Below are 2,014 nucleotides of genomic sequence, written 5' to 3' on the forward strand. Positions count from 1 at the left end.
TGAGTCACCGGCCCGTGAAAGACCGAGGCTAGTCCTGGGCGCACCAGGGCCCACGGACCTGCAGCTCACCCGTGGCGTGGTCGTCCCACGGCTGCGGCTCCAGGCTGGCGGCGTCGACGATGCGGGCCTCGACCCCGAGGATGGGGATGCCGGCACGGGCTCGCTGTTCGGCCTGGGTGCCGGCGTCCGCGTCCGCGTCGGCGTAACGGCGAGGCAGGACCGAGGAGGAAGCCAACGGGCTGATCTCGGTCATGCCCCAGGCCTGGAGGATCGGCAGTCCGACCTGGTCGCGATAGGCCTCGGAGAGCGCCTGCTGCACCGCCGAGCCGCCGCAGCCGATCCTCCCGGAGCCGGTGGGGACGGCCGGCCAGGTTCTACAACCACGACCGACGACACAGCACGATCGGAATGGTGAGCCCGATCAGCTACGAGACCGCCGCGGCGACCGAACCGGAAGCTGCCTAGGAAACCCTCCACGATGCGGGGGGAACCACAGTTAGGCGACGGCTTCGAAGTGCAGTCGCAGGCCGAGGGCACGGGAGACTTTGATGACGGTGGCCAGCGTGGGGTTGCCGCTTGGTGAGAGTGCTTTGTAGAGGCCTTCGCGGCTGATTCCGGCTTGGCGGGCGATTTCGCTGAAGTTGCGGGAGCGGGCGATGTCTCCGAGGGCGTGGGCGATGACGGTGGGGTCGTCGTTGCTTTCTTCGATGAGGGCTTCCAGGTAGGCCGCGACGTCCTCGACGGTGTTGAGGTGCGTCGAGGGGTCAAAGTGGGTGAAGGTTTCGGTGTTCATTGGGATTCTCCTTGTGTTCGTCGCCAGTGTTCGGCGATCTCGTGCGCTCTTGTGATGTCTGTTTGTTGGCTGGACTTGTCTCCTCCGGCGAGGATGAGGATCAGTTGGTCCTGGTGGCGGAGGTAGTAGATGCGGTAGCCGGGTCCGTAGTTCAGGCGCAGTTCCGAGACGCCATGGCCGACGGGTCTGACGTCTCCGGGGTTGCCCGAGGCCAGGCGTCTAATCCGGACGAGCACCCGCGCGGCGGCCTGTCTGTCTTTGAGCTTTGTCAGCCAGCGGTTGAAGGTGTCTGACCAGAGGATCTCGATCACGTGTGTCAACTATAGTTCACACCAGGTGTGTGGATCAACCGCTGCCACACGCCTGGGCCTGGGGCGGGGCGTGTGGCCCAGGGGCGCTGCCCGGGCCGGTGGTTAGGGCCGGGGTGGCAGTGGAAATGGTGTGGTGAACTCGGTGAACCACTGGGCGGGTGTGAGCTGTACTGCGCCGATGGGCCCGGTGACTGCGTCGACGGGGATGTCATAGAGGGTGAGGACGTCGTTGTCCTGGAAGAGGTCTTCGGCCAGGTCTGACCACGACTGGCCGGTGTCGGTGGTGGTGCGGTGGAGGATGAGGTGCAGTGCCATTTCTTCGCCGGTGCAGCGGGGTACGGGTGCGCCCCACCGCTTGGAGTCGTCGGCCAGCCGGGAGGCGCAGTCGGCGAATTGGTAGCGCCAGAACCGGCTCTGGGCGTACGTGCACGCTGGCAGGGCGGCGAGGATGTGTCGCTGACTGGGGCCCACTGCCGCGGTACCGAGCGCATCAGCAGCGGTGCGGATCTCGGTCGCGATCTTGCGGGCCGTGGTGGCGAGGATGCCCGCACGCCTGTGGCCAACGGTGTCGATGAGTTCGGCGAACTCAGCATCGAGATTAGTCACGGCCCACCCTCCTGGTCCGGACGAAGAAGGTGGCAGTGATTCTAGTGGCCCTCCCGCGTGCGAGGCGCTCGTGCGCCCCTGGCTGTGCGCCGGCGCGGCCCTCGTCGCCCGGGTGGCGTTCTCCGCTGGCGGGGCTCGCGCCCGGCCCCGCGGTGCCAGCGGTGCGAAGGGGTGGTCGCTGCCCGATCGGTTAACGTTGGTAACTAGATAAGTTCCCGGTTACCCGTTACCGGACTTGGAGGGGTTGTCATGTCGACGTCGGAGAAGATCGCTCGAGCCTATGGGGTGCTCGTTGCACGAGGGG

The 2,014-nt window shown here is 66.6% G+C and carries 4 protein-coding genes; all 4 read right to left on the reverse strand.

From position 1 onward, the window contains the following. Window positions 1-28: 28 nt before the first annotated feature. Entirely contained in the window at window positions 29-340 is a 312-nt protein-coding gene (locus G6024_RS07855) for an AMP-binding protein (RefSeq protein WP_268817110.1), read from the reverse strand. Between the two features lie 156 nt (window positions 341-496). Beyond that, the gene (locus G6024_RS07860) at window positions 497-793 is read right to left on the reverse strand and encodes an addiction module antidote protein (RefSeq protein WP_069389435.1); all 297 of its coding nucleotides are present in this window, start codon (window positions 791-793) and stop codon (window positions 497-499) included. After that, window positions 790-1,104 carry a type II toxin-antitoxin system RelE/ParE family toxin gene (locus G6024_RS07865; RefSeq protein ID WP_069389434.1) on the reverse strand — a complete coding sequence of 105 codons (315 nt, stop codon included), beginning with the start codon at window positions 1,102-1,104 and terminating at the stop codon, window positions 790-792. The genes G6024_RS07860 and G6024_RS07865 overlap by 4 nt, the downstream gene beginning before the upstream one ends. 102 nt (window positions 1,105-1,206) lie before the next feature. Further along, on the reverse strand, window positions 1,207-1,710 hold the full coding sequence (locus G6024_RS07870) for a hypothetical protein (RefSeq protein WP_083249696.1): 504 nt from the start codon (window positions 1,708-1,710) through the stop codon (window positions 1,207-1,209). Window positions 1,711-2,014 lie beyond the last annotated feature (304 nt).

Origin of the sequence: Dietzia maris (assembly GCF_014144855.1) — a bacterium.
GTDB lineage: Bacteria > Actinomycetota > Actinomycetes > Mycobacteriales > Mycobacteriaceae > Dietzia > Dietzia kunjamensis.